The organism is Pseudomonas sp. YJ42 (assembly GCF_047225135.1).
Classification (GTDB): domain Bacteria; phylum Pseudomonadota; class Gammaproteobacteria; order Pseudomonadales; family Pseudomonadaceae; genus Stutzerimonas; species Stutzerimonas stutzeri_E.
Map to the genome: position 1 here is coordinate 2,835,265 of NZ_CP178378.1, position 15,941 is coordinate 2,851,205.

Here is a 15,941-nt window from a genome sequence, read left to right on the forward strand (position 1 = left end):
GGGGTTCTCCTTGTGGTCAAGCGCGGGGTAGGTCGAGCCCACCCATCGAGTTCGAAACCGGATGCCGTTGGATCGCCGGCTCATGCGTCGCGACGGCGCTACGGCGACCCGGGAAGAGACGGTGATTGATCAGTACGGTAACCAGCAGCAGCAAGGCACCGCCGCCGTTGTGGGCGACGGCGACAGCCAACGGCAGATTGAGCAGGACATTGCTGATGCCCAGCCCGACCTGCAGTGCCAGGGTCGCCAGCAACAATGTGGCAAGACGTGAAAGTCCGTTGCGCCAGAGCTGCCAGCTGAGGATCAGCAACAGCAGCGTCACGGTCAGCGCGCCGAGACGATGGGTGAGATGAATGGCGGTACGCGCCTCGCCGTAGAGCATGCCGCCGAGGTAATTGGGGCCGATGTCGTGATGAGTCAGGTTGAAGGCATTGGCGAAATCCATCTCGGGCCACCACTCGCCGTGGCAGGTGGGGAAGTCAGTGCAGGCCACCGCAGCGTAGTTGCTGCTGACCCAGCCGCCCAGCGCGACCTGACCGATCACAGCCAGCAGGCCGAGCATCGCCAGTGCCCGGATCCGAGCCGGTATCGGCCCGGTTGCTGGTCGCCGTCCCGACAAACGCAAAGTCAGTAGGAACAACAGGCTCAAGGTGGTGAAGCCACCCAGTAAATGCGCAGTTACCACCTGGGGCCAGAGCTGCAGGGTCACCGTCCACATGCCGAAGGCAGCCTGGGTGATTACCACGGCCAACAGTAGCAGCGGCAGCTTGACCGGCTGACCCGGCTGTGAACGCCGCCGCAGCGCCTGCACGGCGAGCCCGAGGATTACCAGTCCCAGCGCGCCAGCGAAATAGCGATGCACCATCTCGTTCCACCCCTTGTGCACCTCAATCGGTGCATCCGGGAAGCGTAGCGCCGCCAGGCTCTGGGCTTGTTCGCTCATGGGTACCGCTAGAAATCCATAGCAGCCGGGCCAGTCCGGGCAGCCGAGGCCGGCGTGGGTCAGCCTCGTATAGGCACCGAGGAGAACCACCACCACGGCCAGCAGTGTGGCGACGAGGGCAAGACGGTATCCGGGTTTTGCCATCTGGTTCTCCTTGGGCGACCTCGTTGAGACTCCAGCGAGGCGGCCGAGTGCCTGGGTCAGCCGATCTGGGAGATTTTCAACAGGTGCTTGAGGTCATCGAGAATCGCCTTGCCGTTGGCCTTGGCGTCGTAGCGCAAGACCAGATTGCCGTGCGGATCGATGATCCACAGCTGCGGGCCGTCGGGTGCCTCCGGGTTGCCCGCATAAACCGTCGGGTCCAGCACATAACGCTGCAGCTGGGGGTATTCGCGCTGCAGACGCTGATCGTAGTCGGCGCTCAATGCCTGCCCGCTCGCCAGTGCATGGCCGGCACGGCCGGCCTCACGCGCCAGGCCAATGTTGATCTGCCGCGCCAGATAGACCAGCTGCTGGCAGTCTTCTGCGCACCCTTGCGGTGCGGTAACCAGCAGCTCCCAGCGTGGTTCGGGCGCCACTGGTACGGTCACGCCGAGCATCTCGCGCCCTTGGCCGGTGGCTACCAGCGCGCCGTCGTAGGTTCGGGTTTCGGGTATCCAGAAGCCGAACCGATACATCGCCGTTGCCAGCAGCATGGGCCCAATCACCACGGCCAGGATCAGTAGCAGTTGCACTCGCCCACGCCGGCGTTGGGGTTGTGCGGGATTGAAGGTCGGATTCATCGCGGTCACTGCTTGCTCCCTCGTGCCTGATGCACGCCGAAGTAAATAAATAACGCCAGCAGAGCTGCCGCCAGCGCAAACCATTGCACCGCGTACCCCAGGTGCTGCTGCGGCTGCATGCTGGTGATCGGCCAGTCTGCCCGGTACGCTGCCGGGCCGGGCTCAAGTCGCAACTCGTATTCAACGCCATCACGTCCGAGCAATTGCCACAGCGCTTCGACATCGACGTGATTGAGCAGCCTTGGCCAACCCTCGGCCATGCGCTCGTTTAACAAGAACGGCTTGCCAGAAGGTGCATAGACCCAGGCGGCCAGCTTCAATGGGCGATCCGGCGTATCGAACTTCGGCGGGATCCGCCGATCCGGCCAGGGTATCCAGCCGCGGTTCACTAGCACCCAGCGACCGCTTGGCTGATCCTGGAAGGGTTGCAACAGCTCGACACCAACCTGGCCGTCGCGGGTACGGCTGTCCAGCAGGAAACTGTGTTCGTCATCGAAACTGCCCTGCAAATGGATTCGACTGTAGGCGGGATCTTCGAATTGCTCGATCTGCTCGGGTCCGACCGGCGCCGCCTGCTGCCGCGCTTCCTGGCGAGCCAGCATGTCGCGCTTCTGTTCGCCGCGCTCCAGCTGCCAGAACCCCAGCCAGACCAGCAGCGGCAGCAGCGTCAGGACCAGCAAGGTCGGCAGCAGGCCGGGTTTGAACCCGCTCATGCCGCGCCCCACAGCGTATTGATACGGCTGGCTATACTGCACCCCCACTTCCCCTACTACGGACTCGCTCATGCTCAAGGCGGCGATCGTTCTGTTATTAGTAGCCACGCTGGTCAGTCTGTTCAGCGGTCTGTTCTTTCTGGTCAAGGACGAGGGTCGAACCTCCCGCCTGGTGACCGCATTGTTCGTTCGTGTCACCCTCTCTGCCCTGACGATCGCGCTGATCGCCTGGGGCTTCTATTCCGGGCAGCTGCATCCGGGTTTCGGCTAGCTCAGGTCCGTATGTAACGCCGCTGCGGTCGCTCCAGCCTTCAGCCGAGGCCGGCGTTCAAAGCACGTAGACGAAAATGAACAAGCCGATCCAGACCACGTCCACGAAGTGCCAGTACCAGGCAGCCGCCTCGAAGCCGAAGTGCTGTTCCGGCGTGAAGTGACCGCGGAAGCTGCGCACCAGCATGATCGACAGGATGATCGCGCCAATGGTCACGTGGGCGCCGTGAAAGCCCGTGAGCATGAAGAAGGTCGCGCCGTAGATACCCGAGCCAAGCGTCAGCCCCAACTCGGTATAGGCGTGAATGTATTCCTCTATCTGCAGGGCCAGAAACGAGGCGCCCAGCAGCACGGTCAATCCCAGTCCGAGCTTGAGGTGTTTGCGGTTTCCTTTGCGCAACGCATGGTGCGCCCAGGTCAGCGTGAAACTCGAGGTCACGAGCAGGATGGTGTTGATCAGCGGCAGTCCGAAGGCACCAATAGTGCCTTCAGGCGCCGGATAAAGCTTGGGATCGGGGTTGTTCAGCAGTGGCCAGGTATATTCGAAGTTGGGCCACAGCATATTGCTCACGCCCTTGTCGCCCTCGCCACCGAGCCAGGGGCCGACCCAGTAGCGGATGTAGAACAGCACACCGAAAAACGCGAGAAAGAACATGACTTCGGAAAAGATGAACCAGCTCATGCCCCAGCGGAACGAACGATCCATCTGCGCACTATAGAGCCCGGCTCGGCCTTCGCGGACGACCGCGCCGAACCAGCCGAACATCATGTAGGCAATCAGCAACGCGCCCACGAAGAAAATCAGTGGGCCGTTCGATTCGGCGCGATCGGCCTTGAGGTCGTTGAACCAGGTGCCGAGACCAAAGACCGTGGTCAGCAGTGCGACCGTGGCGATTATGGGCCACTTGCTCTGGGCGGGAACGTAGTAATTCTCGTGCGTGGTGGTCTGTTGGCTCATTGCAGACTCTCCTTGGCCGCCACCACGGACGCCTGATCAACGACGGCGACGGGAGGTTGGCGAGACGTGATATCGAACAGGGTGTAGGCGAGCGTCAGATGACGCACGTCTGCGGGCAAATCACGATCGACAATGAAACGCACCGGCATTTCGATGCGCTCACCAGGCTGCAGCACCTGCTGGGTAAAACAGAAACATTCGGTCTTATGGAAATATGCCGCCGCCTTCGACGGCGAAACACTCGGCACGGCCTGTGCCGTCATTGGCTTGTCGGTGGGGTTGTAAGCGACGAAGCGCATTTCTCGGGTGGCGCCGGGGTTGACGGCGATCTGATCGGCCATCGGCCGGAATTCCCATACCATTCCCGACGCGTTGGTGGCGAGAAACTGCACCCGTACCTCGCGCGCCTCGTCGGTGGTCTGCGTGCCTCCGTAGGCACCTGCCGTCTTGCCGTTGATTCCGAAAGCCTTGCACATGACGTCGTAGATCGGCACCAGCGCAAAACCGAAGGCGAACATCACGACGACCACCAACAGTAGCCGGCGGACAAGTCGGGCGGTGGGCAGAGAATCGCTCATCGCGTCCTCCTCACACAGGAGCGTTCAACGCGCAACGCAAGCTTCGGCTTGGTGCTGTTGCGCGGGTGGGCTGAAGCCCACCCTACGAAGCAGCCAGCGCCCCGCATCACCTCAGCCGGGGAGGGCTTCAGCCAACCTTCATGGCCGCCCTCGTTTCCGATATCACAGGCGCACCCCGTCGTGGCCAACCCTTGGCCAGCCGCCGACCTGAAGCCGCCAAGGGCGGCAACGCTATTCATGCTTGGGCCCCGTGCGGTGCTCATGGAGTTCTTCCATGCTCGGCGGAACGCTGAAGGTGTGATAGGGCGCCGGGGACGGCACACTCCATTCCAGACCATCGGCTCCATCCCAGGGCTTGGCCGCGGCAGCCGGGCCACCGCGAATGCACTTGATGACGATGAATAGGAACAGCAGCTGAGTCGCCCCGAACATGAAGGCACCGATGCTCGACACCATGTTGAAGTTGGCGAACATCATGTTGTAGTCCGGAATGCGTCGCGGCATGCCGGCCAGCCCCACGAAGTGCATCGGGAAGAACGCCAGGTTCATGCCGATGAAGCTCATCCAGAAGTGCAGTTTGGCCAGTGTCTCGTCGTACATATGCCCGGTCCACTTGGGCAGCCAGTAATAAGCCGAAGCAAAGATGCCGAATATCGCACCGGGTACCAGCACGTAGTGGAAGTGCGCCACCACGAAGTAGGTGTCGTGGTACTGGAAGTCCGCCGGCGCGATGGCCAGCATCAGGCCAGAAAAACCGCCAATGGTGAACAGGATGACGAAGGCCACGGCGAACAGCATCGGGGCCTCGAAGGTCAGCGAGCCACGCCACATGGTGGATACCCAGTTGAACACCTTCACCCCGGTTGGCACCGCGATCAGCATGGTGGCGTACATGAAGAACAGCTCGCCAACCACCGGAATGCCGACGGTGAACATATGGTGCGACCAGACGATGAACGACAGAAAGGCGATGGCGCCGGTGGCGTAGACCATCGAGGTATAGCCGAACAGCGGCTTGCGGCTGAAGGCGGGAATGATCGAGCTGACGGCGCCGAACGCCGGCAGGATCATGATGTACACCTCGGGATGGCCGAAGAACCAGAACACATGTTGGAACAGCACCGGATCGCCGCCTCCGGCCGCGCTGAAGAAGCTGGTGCCGAAGTGGATGTCCATCAGCATCATCGTCACCACGCCGGCTAGCACCGGCATCACCGCGATCAGCAGGAAGGCGGTGATCAGCCACGTCCAGACGAACAGCGGCATTTTCATCAGGGTCATGCCGGGTGCGCGTAGGTTGAGGATGGTGGCGACCACGTTGATCGCGCCCATGATCGAGCTGATGCCCATCAGGTGAATGGCGAAGATGAAGAAGGTCACCGACTCCGGCGCGTAGGTCGTCGACAGCGGCGCGTAGAACGTCCAGCCGAAGTTGGGTCCGCCGCCCTCCATGAACAGAGTCGAAATAAGCAGGCCGAAGGCCGCCGGCAGCAGCCAGAAGCTGAAGTTGTTCATCCGCGGCAGCGCCATGTCCGGCGCGCCGATCATCAAGGGGATCATCCAGTTGGCCAATCCGACGAACGCCGGCATCACCGCGCCGAAGACCATGATCAGGCCGTGCATGGTGGTCATCTGGTTGAAGAATTCCGGCTGCACGATCTGCAGCCCCGGCTGGAACAACTCGGCGCGGATAACCATCGCCATCGAACCGCCCAGCAGGAAGGCGCAGAAGCTGAACCACAGGTACATCGAACCGATGTCCTTGTGGTTGGTGGTCAGCACCCAGCGCATGAGCCCCTTGGCCGGGCCGTGGTGATGGTCATGCCCAGCATGACCATGATCGTCGATCACTGCACTCATCACCTGATCCTCTTACTGGGTGGCTTCTTCGGCCTGTTTGAAGACGAGCACGTCTTTCGGCGTGACCATGTCGCCCTTGTTGTTGCCCCACGCATTGCGCTCGTAGGTCACCACCGCGGCAATGTCGACCTCGGACAGCTGCTTGCCGAAGGCGGCCATGGCGGTGCCCGGCTTGCCATTGACGACGATGCTGAGGTGGTCTTCGGCCTCGCCAGTGGCGATGGGCGAGCCCTTCAGCGCCGGGAACATCGGTGGCAGCCCCTCGCCTCCCGCCTGGTGGCAGGACGCACAGTTGGTCTGGTAAACCTTCTCACCGCGGGTCACCAGCTCTTCGAGCGTCCATTCCTTGCTGGTCAGCTCGGCGAGCTTGGCGGCTTCCGCCTTCTTCTCGCCGAGCCAGGCGGCGTAGTCTTCCGGTGACTTCACCTCCACGACAACCGGCATGAAGCCATGGTCCTTGCCGCACAGCTCAGTGCATTGGCCGCGGTAGATGCCCGGTTTATCGATACGGGTCCAGGACTCGTTGATGAAGCCGGGAATGGCATCCTTTTTCACTGCCAGATCCGGTACCCACCAGGAGTGAATGACGTCCGCTGCGGTGATCAGGAAGCGCACCTTGGCGCCCGTCGGAATCACCAGCGGCTCGTCCACCTCCAGTAGGTAATGCTCGCCTTTGGGCTCGAGATTGTTGATCTGATCGCGCGGCGTGGTGAGGTTGCTGAAGTACTCGACATCCTCGCCCAGGTACTTGTAGTGCCACTTCCACTGATAGCCGGTGATCTGGATATCGACATCCGACTCGGACGCGTCGTAGATGTGGATAAGGGTGCGGGTTGCCGGAACTGCCATCCCGACGAGGATCAACAATGGAATGATGGTCCAGAGCACCTCGACCCGAGTGTTCTCGTGAAAATGCGCCGACTCCAGCCGCTTGGAACGGCGGTGAGCGAGCATCGACCAGAACATGGCGGCGAACACCAGCACGCCGATGATTACGCAGATCCAGAAGATCGTCATGTGCAAATCGAACACGGAACGACTGACTTCCGTGGCACCGGAGCGCATATTCACGTCCCAGGCCGCCTGGGCCTGGCCGAATAGCGACCACAGCCCAATCCCCATCCAGACTCGTGGATGTCGCGACATTGCGGGTTCCCCTTATGGTTCTTGTTATCCCGCCGACTGCTGTTCGTCCGGTTGCCAAAGCGAGCCACGCTCACCTCGACCGCCTGACTACACGCTGATCTGGCTCCCCCCAATTCCTGGGCACCAACCCTCGCTTTGCACGCACAGTCGGATTCAATCGGTACGCTTACGATCGGAGTATAGACAGCGATGCCGGACTGGCAATTTCGTCAGCTACTCGCGTTGGCCTGCGCTGCTCGGGGCTGATCATTCTTCTTCACACCACGGACATTCATCAGTGCCAGGCATACCTGCAACGTGATCAGCGCCCAGGCCTGGGCATGCCATCCCCAGATGATCCAGAGCAGGTTGCTCAGCAGAAAACACCAGAAACCGACCATCCGGCGCCCCGGCTTCAGCGAGCCGATCAGCCAGGCGGCGAGCACCGTGACCACCATTGCCGGCCATTGCAGCAGATCGAGAAACACGTCCAACTCAGTCCTCCAGAACGAACAGCAGCGCATCGGGGCTGCCGATGCGCTGCAATCAGAGAACGCGTCCCACGCGCGCCCTTGTTAGAGAATGAGGGCTTCGCCGTACGGATTAGTTCCCCTTGGCCGCACCGGCGAGATGCGCCGCCTGTCGGCGCCGCCCCTCCACCCGCCGCGTAAGCGCACGTGGCTCGATGACCAGCCGGCCGCCCTTGGCCTGGTTCGAGCGGTGCCACTCCTCCAGCAGCTCCATGCAGGCGTGGTCGATATAGCGCAGGTGCTCCATCGGCACGTAGAGCCAGGCGTCCTGAGGCACACCTTCCAGCGCTCGCGCCAACTGTGGCACCTTGAGGAAGGTCGCCGCACCCTGCATGCGCAACTCGACCCGAGGCCCGTCCTGCACCACATTGATCCTCAACCGTGAGGCCTGCCAGGCCAGCTGCGCCAAGGTCAGCGCGAAGCCCACCAGCACGCCGGTCAGCAGGTCGACAGCGACGATGGACAGCGCGGTGACGACGTAGATCAGCATGGCCATGCGGCCGTAGCGACCCAGTTGGCGCAACGCCTTGAGGTCGATCAGCTTGAGACCGGTGTAGACCAGCACGCCGGCCAGACTCGCTACGGGAATACGCTCCAGCAACGCCGCAAGCAGGACCACGGCCGCCAGCAGCCAGACAGCATGCAACATGGCCGACAGCCGGGTGCGGGCGCCGGCCTGGACGTTGGCCGAGCTGCGCACGATCACGCCGGTCATCGGCAGCGCACCGAGCACACCGCAGAGCATGTTGCCTATGCCTTGGGCTGACAGCTCGCGATCGAAATCGGCCCGCGGCCCTTGGTGCATGCGATCGACCGCGGCCGCCGACAGCAAGGTTTCGGCACTGGCGATAAATGCGACGGCCAAGGCCGCGACCAGTAGACCAGGATCAGCGAAGGCCAGCAGATCGGCCGGGCGCAGCCAGCTGATCGCATCGGAGAGGTTTTCTGGCACTTCGATGCGGCGGACGTCGAGCCCCACCCACAAGCCCACCAGCGTCGCCGCCGCGACACCCAGCAGCGCGCCGGGCAGCAAGCGCAGCCGTTGCGGCCGGAGCCGGTCCCACAGCCACATGCAGGCGATGGTCAGCAGTCCGAGGGATGCTGCAATCAGGCCGTCACCGTTGCCGGCAAACGGCAGGGCTGACCACAGCGCGGCCGGAAAGGCGCTGAGGTTGCCCAGCCCCGAGGCTTCCGGCTGCGCATCCATCATCACATGCAGCTGCGATAGCACGATAAGGATGCCGATGCCGGCCAGCATCCCATAGACCACCGCCGGCGCGGTGACCCGGAACCAACAGCCCAGCTTCAGTCGGCCCGCGAGCAATTGAATCGCGCCGGCCAACAGCAGGATCGGACCGAGCATGGCAGCGCCGTACTGCTGCACCAGTTCGAACACCAGCACCGTGAGACCGGCGGCCGGGCCGCTGACCTGTAGCGGCGCACCGGAGAGCCAGCCCACCACCAGCCCGCCGATGATGCCGGTGACGACGCCTTTGGCGGGCGGCATACCCGATGCGATGGCGATGCCCATGCACAGGGGCAACGCCACCAGAAAAACCACCACCGACGCCATGAGATCGCGTGGCAGGGTCGCTTTGATCGTTTCATTCATCCAGAGATTCCTCGAACACGCCGCGACGCCGACAGCGTCGCGTGTGGTGATAGCTGATGCGTTCGGCCGGCGTGACTCGCCGGCGTCTTTCAGGCCTGCAGGTAGCGCGGAGCAGGAGTCGCCACCGGCGAAGGCCCGTCGCCATCGAGCGGCGCGAAACGGCCCTGGTTGGCGTCATAGGCGAGGATTTCACTGGTCTCGATGCAATAGACCCAGCCGTGAATCGACAGCTGGCCACCCGCGAGCCGGGAAGCCACCGAAGGATGGGTGCGCAAGTGGTCGAGCTGGGCCACGACGTTCTCTTCGGTGAGCACGCCCAAAGCATCACCGGCGGTGCAGTTGCAGTTCTCTTCCACCAGGCTGCGCGCCACTTCGCAGTGCCGGAGCCAGGCTTTGACAGTGGGCATCCGCTGCAAGCCGCCGGGGTTGAGCACCGCCTTCATCGCACCGCAATCGGAATGCCCGCAGACGATGATGTGCTGCACGTTCAGCGCCATCACCGCATACTCGATGGCGCTCGATACACCGCCGTTCATCTGGCCGTACGGCGGCACCACATTACCGACGTTGCGGGTAACGAACAGGTCGCCCGGCGAACTCTGGGTGATCAGCTCCGGGACAATGCGCGAGTCGGCGCAGGTGATGAACATGGCGCGCGGCTGCTGGGCCTTGGCCAGGCGGGCGAACAGAGCCTGCTGCTCGGGATAGACCTCGGTACGGAAGCGGCGAAAGCCATCGACGAGATGAGCGAACGACTCGTCAGCGCTTTCGCCGCGTGCAGGTAATTTGGTGGACTCGGTGCGAGCGGTGGGTTCACGCATGGGCTGGTCTCCAGATACAGGGCAAAGACGTGCCAGGGTCACGAGACCGGCCTGCGGCCAGCGTGACTGACTGGTCACATTTGTATGGAGGCTAGCCAGCGAGACTTAACTGAAACTGAACGAGCCGCTCTAGAACGAGCCTTTGCGACGAACTGACCAATCGCTAAATGATGGCACCGCCGTACCGCTTCGCACGGCCGAGATCCTTCAGAGCAGTGACATCTGCGAACCCGGCACGGCGAAACGGCTGCAGTCGAGGCCATAGTTCTGATCTCGGCGGTTGTAACCCAACCGCTTGCAGGCCAGCTGGAAACGCTGAGCAAGCAACTGTGCGAACTGCCCCTCGCCGCGCATGCGACTGCCGAAACGACTGTCGTAATCCTTGCCGCCGCGCGACTGGCGCACCAGACTCATGACGTGAGCGGCACGCTGCGGGAAATGCTCCTGCAACCACTCGTCGAACAGCGTCGCCACCTCATGCGGCAGGCGCAGCAGCACGTAGCCAGCCGAACGCGCGCCCGCTTGCCGCGCCGCCTCCAGAAGCCGTTCGAGCTCCATGTCGTTGATCATAGGGATCATTGGCGCGCACATCACACTCACCGGCACGCCGGCCTCATGCAGCGTGCGCAGCGCCCGCAAACGCGCCGAAGGCGAGGCGGCGCGCGGTTCCATGATGCGCTTGAGCTCGTCATCCAGGGTGGTCAGGCTGACCGAGACGCTGACCAGCTTCTGCTCGGCCAGCGGCACCAGCAGATCGAGATCACGCAACACCAGCGAGCCCTTGGTGATGATGTGCACCGGATGTTTAAAGCGCAGCAGGATTTCCAGTGCCTGGCGCGTCAGCCGCTGCTCGCGCTCCAATGGTTGATAGGCATCGGTGTTGACTCCCAGCGCGATGGGCTGCGGCACGTAGCCGGGCTTGCTCAATTCCTGTTCGAGACGCTCAGCGAGGTTGGTCTTGGCGATCAGGCGGGTTTCGAAATCGATTCCCGGCGACAGATCCCAATAGGCGTGGCTGGGCCGTGCGAAGCAGTAGATGCAGCCGTGTTCGCAACCACGATAGGGATTGACCGAACGATCGAAACCGACATCCGGCGACTGATTGCGTGTGATCACGCTCTTCGCCGTCTCGCCGCGCACCTCGGTGGCACGGGTCTGAGGCACATCCTGTTCCCAGCCGTCGTCGTAGACCTCGCTGCGAGTCGGGGCGAACCGGTTGTCCGGATTGATTGCGGTGCCACGGCCGCGAGGTGTCGTTGACGTAGCGCGCATAGCGACCTCTAAAACACTGTTCATGCATACAGTACACAATATCAGCCAGTGCGAGGCATGCCAACGGTCGGAAAAAAACGAATCGGCTGGGAATTATTTCCAGTCAGCTGTGCCAAACACGCCACAGCTGAAACCTCGGCTGCTTCTGGTATCGACAAGGAGGTGCAGATGCCCGCCCACCCAAGCACCCGCTTTGCGCGCGAAAACAATTTCGATTTCCTGAGATTCTTTGCCGCCACCCTCGTCTTGCTCGTTCACAGCTATCCGCTGACCGGGCGCCGCCCCGATGAACCCATCGAATTGCTGACCGGCTACGAGAACGGTGGCGAATTCGCCGTCGCGGTCTTCTTCGTCATCAGCGGCTACCTGATCACCTCTTCCTGGATCAACAGCAGCAGCGCGAAAAGCTTCCTGATCAAGCGCGCACTGCGGGTTTTCCCGGCCTTGATATTGGCTGTTCTGCTGTCGGCATTCATCATCGGCCCGCTGGTAACCGATCACCCCTTGAGCAGCTATTTCTCGTCTCCCGCCACCTGGACGTACCTGCAGAATATCCTGCTCGTCACACGCTTCGAACTGCCGGGCGTGTTCAGCCAGAACATCTACCCGAACGTGGTGAACGGCTCGCTATGGACGCTGCCGCTCGAAGTGATGATGTATTTAGGTGTGCTGATCTTGGGGCTGACCGGACTGTTGCAACGCAGGCTGATCTTCCTGCCCATCGCCGGCCTCGCCGTGGGCCATTTCTGGCTGTTGGAAAGGCTCGGCATCGAGTCATTCTTCATCAACAACATCTTCAAACTGGGCCTGCTGTACTACACCGGCGCCGCTATTTTCCTCTACCGCGATGCATTGCCCTGGCGCGGCTGGGTTGCTGCGGTGTTGGTCGTGGCGCTGGCGCTGACCTTTCATACCGCCGCCGGCCCCTACGTTTACGTAATCGCACTGCCCTATCTGGTGATCTACCTCGCCTATGCGCCGATTCCCCTGATTTCCCGGTTCGGCAAGTACGGCGATTTCTCCTATGGCATGTATATCTATGCCTTCCCCTTCCAGCAGCTCACCGTTTACCTGCTCGGTCACGAGATTGGCGTGTTCTGGCTGACGGCCATCAGCCTCGCGCCGACCCTGCTCCTGGCAATCCTGTCCTGGCACCTGATCGAGGCGCCGGCGATGAAGCTCAAGCAGCGCTTTTCGCGTGTGCCACAAGCTGGCCTGGTGATACCCGAGCCCCAAGACCCAGCCTGATCAGAACACAGCTATCGAATCGCGCCCGGTGCAGCGGCCTGGCTTGGCCGCGCACCGTTCCACCCACCTAGGGTTCAGGGTGTGCAGCGAACCTGTACGCTGGAATAGTCCGCAGCGGCGCTATCGCTCAGCTCGATGGCGCCACGCTGGGCCAGCTCTCGAGCCCGCCAATAGAGGAACAGATCGGTCGCGAAGAAGCCGTCGCAGTGGCGCATGACCTCGGCCATGGCTCGGGCCAGGGGCATCTCGTCATGGCTGCAGGCGGCGATCAGTTCGCGATCGATTCGCTGATGGTCTTCGCCGACGAAACGCCCGTTCGTCCAGCGACGTATCGCTGCACTTTCCTGCACGGCAGCGCGCCATTGACTGGCGAGCTCGGCCATCCTCTGCGGTTCGACGGCGCGAGGCTGATACAGCGCGGCCAAAGCATCCGGCGCGTGCATGGACACTGCCTTGCGCGCGTCGACGCGGCTATCACCGGTGCCGCACGCGACTTCCCGCAATGGCAACGCCGAACCTTCCAGCGCCGCCGCCACACGGGCCAGCAGCAGTTGCTCGGACGCGCTGTCGCCATGCCAGACCGTCACCGGTCGCGACTGACCGGCCAGCCCCGCCAGCCACTGGGCATCGGCCGCGACACCGGTAAAATCCGGACGCGGCGCCAGGCCAATCGGCCAGACACCTTCCCAGAACGCCACGCGTTTCGCGCAAGGCGGGGACTCGATGTCGGCAAGCGGCCCGACGGCCAGGTCGTCGCGCAATACGCGGAGTTCGTCACCGTCACCCAGGAGCGGGCGGACGCTGTCGGCGGCGAGATCGCCACAGGTGATATGCCACATGGCGATTCTCCAATCTGTCAGTCGGGTTTTTTCTTGAGCTTCGGGTTGGGGAAGAACTGTACCGCCTGGACCTGCGGATCGGCCGGCTTCGGTTTGCCCTGGTTGACCCGCGTGCCCAGTTCCGACGGCACGGATTGGCCCTGGGCATTGAGGGTGTCGGCGTAACCGCATTCAACGCACTCGCGATGGGGCACGCCATCGACGTCCCACATCTTGATACTGTCAGTGGCGCTGCACGCCGGGCATACGGCGCCAGCGATGAAGCGTTTGGTGGTCACCTTGGGGCTGTCGCTCATGCCACCTCCTCGCTCAGGCCAAGATGGCGCAGCAGCGCGTCGGTAGATGGCTCGCGACCGCGGAAATCGACGAACAGCACCATCGGTTCCTGCGAGCCGCCGCGCGCCAGGATCGCCTCGCGGAAGGCACGCCCGGTATCGGGGTTGAACACACCCTCTTCCTCGAAGCGCGAAAAGGCGTCGGAGGACAACACCTCAGCCCACTTGTAGCTGTAGTAACCGGCCGCGTAACCGCCGGAGAAAATGTGCGCAAAGCTGTTGGGGAAGCGGTTGCTGGCCGGCGGACGCATCACCGAGACTTCATCGCGGATGCTTTCCAGCACCTCGAGCACGCTGCGGCCGTCGCCGTGAGTGGCGTGCAATTCGAAATCGAACAGCGAGAATTCCAGCTGACGCACCATCACCAGGCCGGACTGGAAATTCTTCGCCGCCAACATCTGGTCCAACTTGTCCTGCGGCAAGCGCTCGCCGGTCTGATAGTGACCGGAGATCAGCGCCAGGCCTTCGGGCTCCCAGCACCAGTTCTCCATGAACTGGCTGGGCAGCTCCACCGCATCCCAGGCCACGCCATTAATGCCCGACGCGCCGGCATGCTCGACCTGAGTCAGTAGGTGATGCAGGCCGTGGCCGAACTCGTGAAACAGCGTAGTGACTTCATCGTGAGTCAGTAGCGCCGGGCGTTCGCCCACTGGCGGGGTGAAGTTGCAGACCAGATTGGCCACGGGCGTCTGCAACGTGCCCAGGCAGGTACGGCGCTTGTCGCGCGCGCCATCCATCCAGGCACCGCCACGCTTGTTCGGCCGCGCATAGAGGTCGAAGAAGAAGCGTCCTACGTGCTCGCCTTTTTCGCGAATTTCGAACAGGCGAACGTCCGGATGCCAACTATCGAAGTCTTCCAGCTCGTGGATCTCGATGCCGTACAGGCGCTTGACGATGGCGAAAAGGCCGGACAGCACCTTATCCACCGGGAAGTAGGCACGCAGTTCTTCCTGGCTCAGGCTGTAGCGCGCCTGGCGCAGCTTCTCGCCGAAGTAGTTGACGTCCCAGCTCTGAAGATCAGCGACACCCTGCTCGGCGGCGAAGGCTCGCAGTTCCTTGAGGTCACGCTCTGCGAACGGCTTGCTGCGGGTGGCCAGATCGCGCAGGAAGCCCAGCACCTGATCGGTGCTTTCGGCCATCTTGGTGGCCAACGACAGTTCCGCGTAGTTGCCGAAGCCCAGCAGCTGGGCCAGTTCCTGGCGCAGGTCGAGGATCTGCTCCATCACCGGGCCGTTATCGAACTGACCGGCATTCGGCCCCTGATCGGAGGCACGGGTGGAATAGGCGACATAGACTTCTTCGCGCAGCGCACGGTTGTCGGCGTACGTCATCACCGCGTAGTAGCTGGGGAATTCCAGGCTGATCAACCAGCCATCCAGCTCCTTGGCCTTGGCCGCTTCGGCCATCTGCGCCTTGGACGAATCGGTGATGCCGGCCAGCAAGCTTTCGTCGGTGACGTGCTTGGTCCAGGCCTGGGTGGCGTCGAGCAGCTGGTTGGAAAAAGTGCTGCCCAGCTCGGCGAGCTTCATGCGGATCGCGCCGAAGCGTTGCTGCTCGGCCGGCGGCAGGTCAATGCCAGACAGGCGAAAATCACGCAGCGCATGTTCGAGAATGGTCTTCTGCGCCACGTCGAAGCCGTCGGCCTCAGGGCTGATCGACAACGCCTGATAGGCGGCGAACAGATCGGGATTCTGCCCGAGCTCGGTGGCGTAAGCGGACAGCTTCGGCAGGCAGGCCTCATAGGCACTACGCAGTTCCGGGTTGTTGCGCACTGCATTGAGATGGCTGACCGGGCCCCAGGCACGGCTGAGGCGTTCGTTCATTTCGTCCAGGCCCACCACCAGGGTGGACCAGTCGAGGCTTTCGGCAGGGCGGCTGAGCAGTTCCTGCAGGGCGACCCGGTTGTCGCCGAGGATGGTATCCACCGCCGGCTCGACGTGCTCCGGGCGAATCTCCGAATAGGGCGGCAGGTCGAAATCCCGAAGCAGCGGATTGGTATCGGTCACGGCAGTTGCCCCTTGTGAATAAATGATCATCGACGCATGTTAAAGACAA

Annotated in this window: 16 protein-coding genes; 2 read left to right on the forward strand and 14 right to left on the reverse strand. The window is 62.5% G+C overall.

All coding sequences use genetic code 11. The annotated features are described in order from the left end of the window. Positions 1-16: 16 nt before the first annotated feature. Genes ACL0K2_RS13030 through ACL0K2_RS13040 form a run of 3 tightly spaced genes read right to left on the reverse strand, consistent with a single transcriptional unit; the run spans position 17 to position 2,438 of the window. Positions 17-1,087: a COX15/CtaA family protein gene (locus ACL0K2_RS13030; protein WP_413042794.1), complete on the reverse strand. Its 1,071-nt coding sequence runs from the start codon at positions 1,085-1,087 to the stop codon at positions 17-19. A 56-nt stretch (positions 1,088-1,143) separates the two neighbouring features. After that, positions 1,144-1,725, reverse strand: a complete 582-nt coding sequence (locus tag ACL0K2_RS13035) for a hypothetical protein (protein ID WP_413044467.1) — start codon at positions 1,723-1,725, stop codon at positions 1,144-1,146. Between the two features lie 5 nt (positions 1,726-1,730). Beyond that, complete coding sequence (locus ACL0K2_RS13040) at positions 1,731-2,438, reverse strand: SURF1 family protein (RefSeq protein WP_239612252.1); 708 nt, start codon at positions 2,436-2,438, stop codon at positions 1,731-1,733. 70 nt (positions 2,439-2,508) lie between these two features. Between ACL0K2_RS13040 and ACL0K2_RS13045 the strand changes: the two genes are divergently transcribed. Next, a complete protein-coding gene (locus ACL0K2_RS13045; RefSeq protein WP_045164425.1) occupies positions 2,509-2,709 on the forward strand; it encodes a twin transmembrane helix small protein in 201 nt (66 codons plus the stop codon). A gap of 57 nt (positions 2,710-2,766) precedes the next feature. Here ACL0K2_RS13045 and ACL0K2_RS13050 read toward each other — a convergent pair whose 3' ends face one another. From ACL0K2_RS13050 to ACL0K2_RS13085, 8 genes are all read right to left on the reverse strand, one after another. After that, positions 2,767-3,666 (reverse strand): cytochrome c oxidase subunit 3, encoded by a 900-nt coding sequence (locus tag ACL0K2_RS13050; RefSeq protein ID WP_413042795.1) that lies wholly within the window; start codon positions 3,664-3,666, stop codon positions 2,767-2,769. Further along, complete coding sequence (locus ACL0K2_RS13055) at positions 3,663-4,244, reverse strand: cytochrome c oxidase assembly protein (RefSeq protein ID WP_045164423.1); 582 nt, start codon at positions 4,242-4,244, stop codon at positions 3,663-3,665. Before ACL0K2_RS13055 ends, ACL0K2_RS13050 begins: the two co-directional genes overlap by 4 nt. Positions 4,245-4,475: 231 nt before the next feature. Beyond that, positions 4,476-6,104, reverse strand: a complete 1,629-nt coding sequence (ctaD, locus tag ACL0K2_RS13060; protein ID WP_045164422.1) for a cytochrome c oxidase subunit I — start codon at positions 6,102-6,104, stop codon at positions 4,476-4,478. A 12-nt stretch (positions 6,105-6,116) separates the two neighbouring features. Then, positions 6,117-7,250, reverse strand: a complete 1,134-nt coding sequence (coxB, locus tag ACL0K2_RS13065; protein WP_045164421.1) for a cytochrome c oxidase subunit II — start codon at positions 7,248-7,250, stop codon at positions 6,117-6,119. Positions 7,251-7,459: 209 nt separating this feature from the next. After that, positions 7,460-7,723, reverse strand: coding sequence for a hypothetical protein (locus ACL0K2_RS13070; RefSeq protein WP_080890681.1), 264 nt, complete (start codon positions 7,721-7,723; stop codon positions 7,460-7,462). Between the two features lie 109 nt (positions 7,724-7,832). After that, positions 7,833-9,371, reverse strand: a complete 1,539-nt coding sequence (locus ACL0K2_RS13075) for a SulP family inorganic anion transporter (RefSeq protein ID WP_413042796.1) — start codon at positions 9,369-9,371, stop codon at positions 7,833-7,835. Positions 9,372-9,460: 89 nt separating this feature from the next. Then, positions 9,461-10,192 (reverse strand): carbonic anhydrase, encoded by a 732-nt coding sequence (locus ACL0K2_RS13080; protein WP_045164418.1) that lies wholly within the window; start codon positions 10,190-10,192, stop codon positions 9,461-9,463. A 207-nt stretch (positions 10,193-10,399) separates the two neighbouring features. Continuing rightward, on the reverse strand, positions 10,400-11,464 hold the full coding sequence (locus ACL0K2_RS13085) for a PA0069 family radical SAM protein (protein WP_045164417.1): 1,065 nt from the start codon (positions 11,462-11,464) through the stop codon (positions 10,400-10,402). Between the two features lie 168 nt (positions 11,465-11,632). Between ACL0K2_RS13085 and ACL0K2_RS13090 the strand changes: the two genes are divergently transcribed. After that, complete coding sequence (locus ACL0K2_RS13090; RefSeq protein ID WP_045164416.1) at positions 11,633-12,712, forward strand: acyltransferase family protein; 1,080 nt, start codon at positions 11,633-11,635, stop codon at positions 12,710-12,712. A 74-nt stretch (positions 12,713-12,786) separates the two neighbouring features. On the opposite strand, the gene ACL0K2_RS13095 is transcribed toward ACL0K2_RS13090, so the two are convergent. From ACL0K2_RS13095 to prlC, 3 genes are read right to left on the reverse strand one after another with little or no spacing between them, the layout of a single operon-like run. Then, a complete protein-coding gene (locus ACL0K2_RS13095; RefSeq protein WP_413042797.1) occupies positions 12,787-13,551 on the reverse strand; it encodes a DUF3658 domain-containing protein in 765 nt (254 codons plus the stop codon). A 17-nt stretch (positions 13,552-13,568) separates the two neighbouring features. Further along, positions 13,569-13,847 (reverse strand): YheV family putative zinc ribbon protein, encoded by a 279-nt coding sequence (locus tag ACL0K2_RS13100; protein WP_045164414.1) that lies wholly within the window; start codon positions 13,845-13,847, stop codon positions 13,569-13,571. After that, complete coding sequence (gene prlC, locus ACL0K2_RS13105; RefSeq protein ID WP_413042798.1) at positions 13,844-15,922, reverse strand: oligopeptidase A; 2,079 nt, start codon at positions 15,920-15,922, stop codon at positions 13,844-13,846. The genes ACL0K2_RS13100 and prlC overlap by 4 nt, the downstream gene beginning before the upstream one ends. Positions 15,923-15,941: the final 19 nt, after the last annotated feature.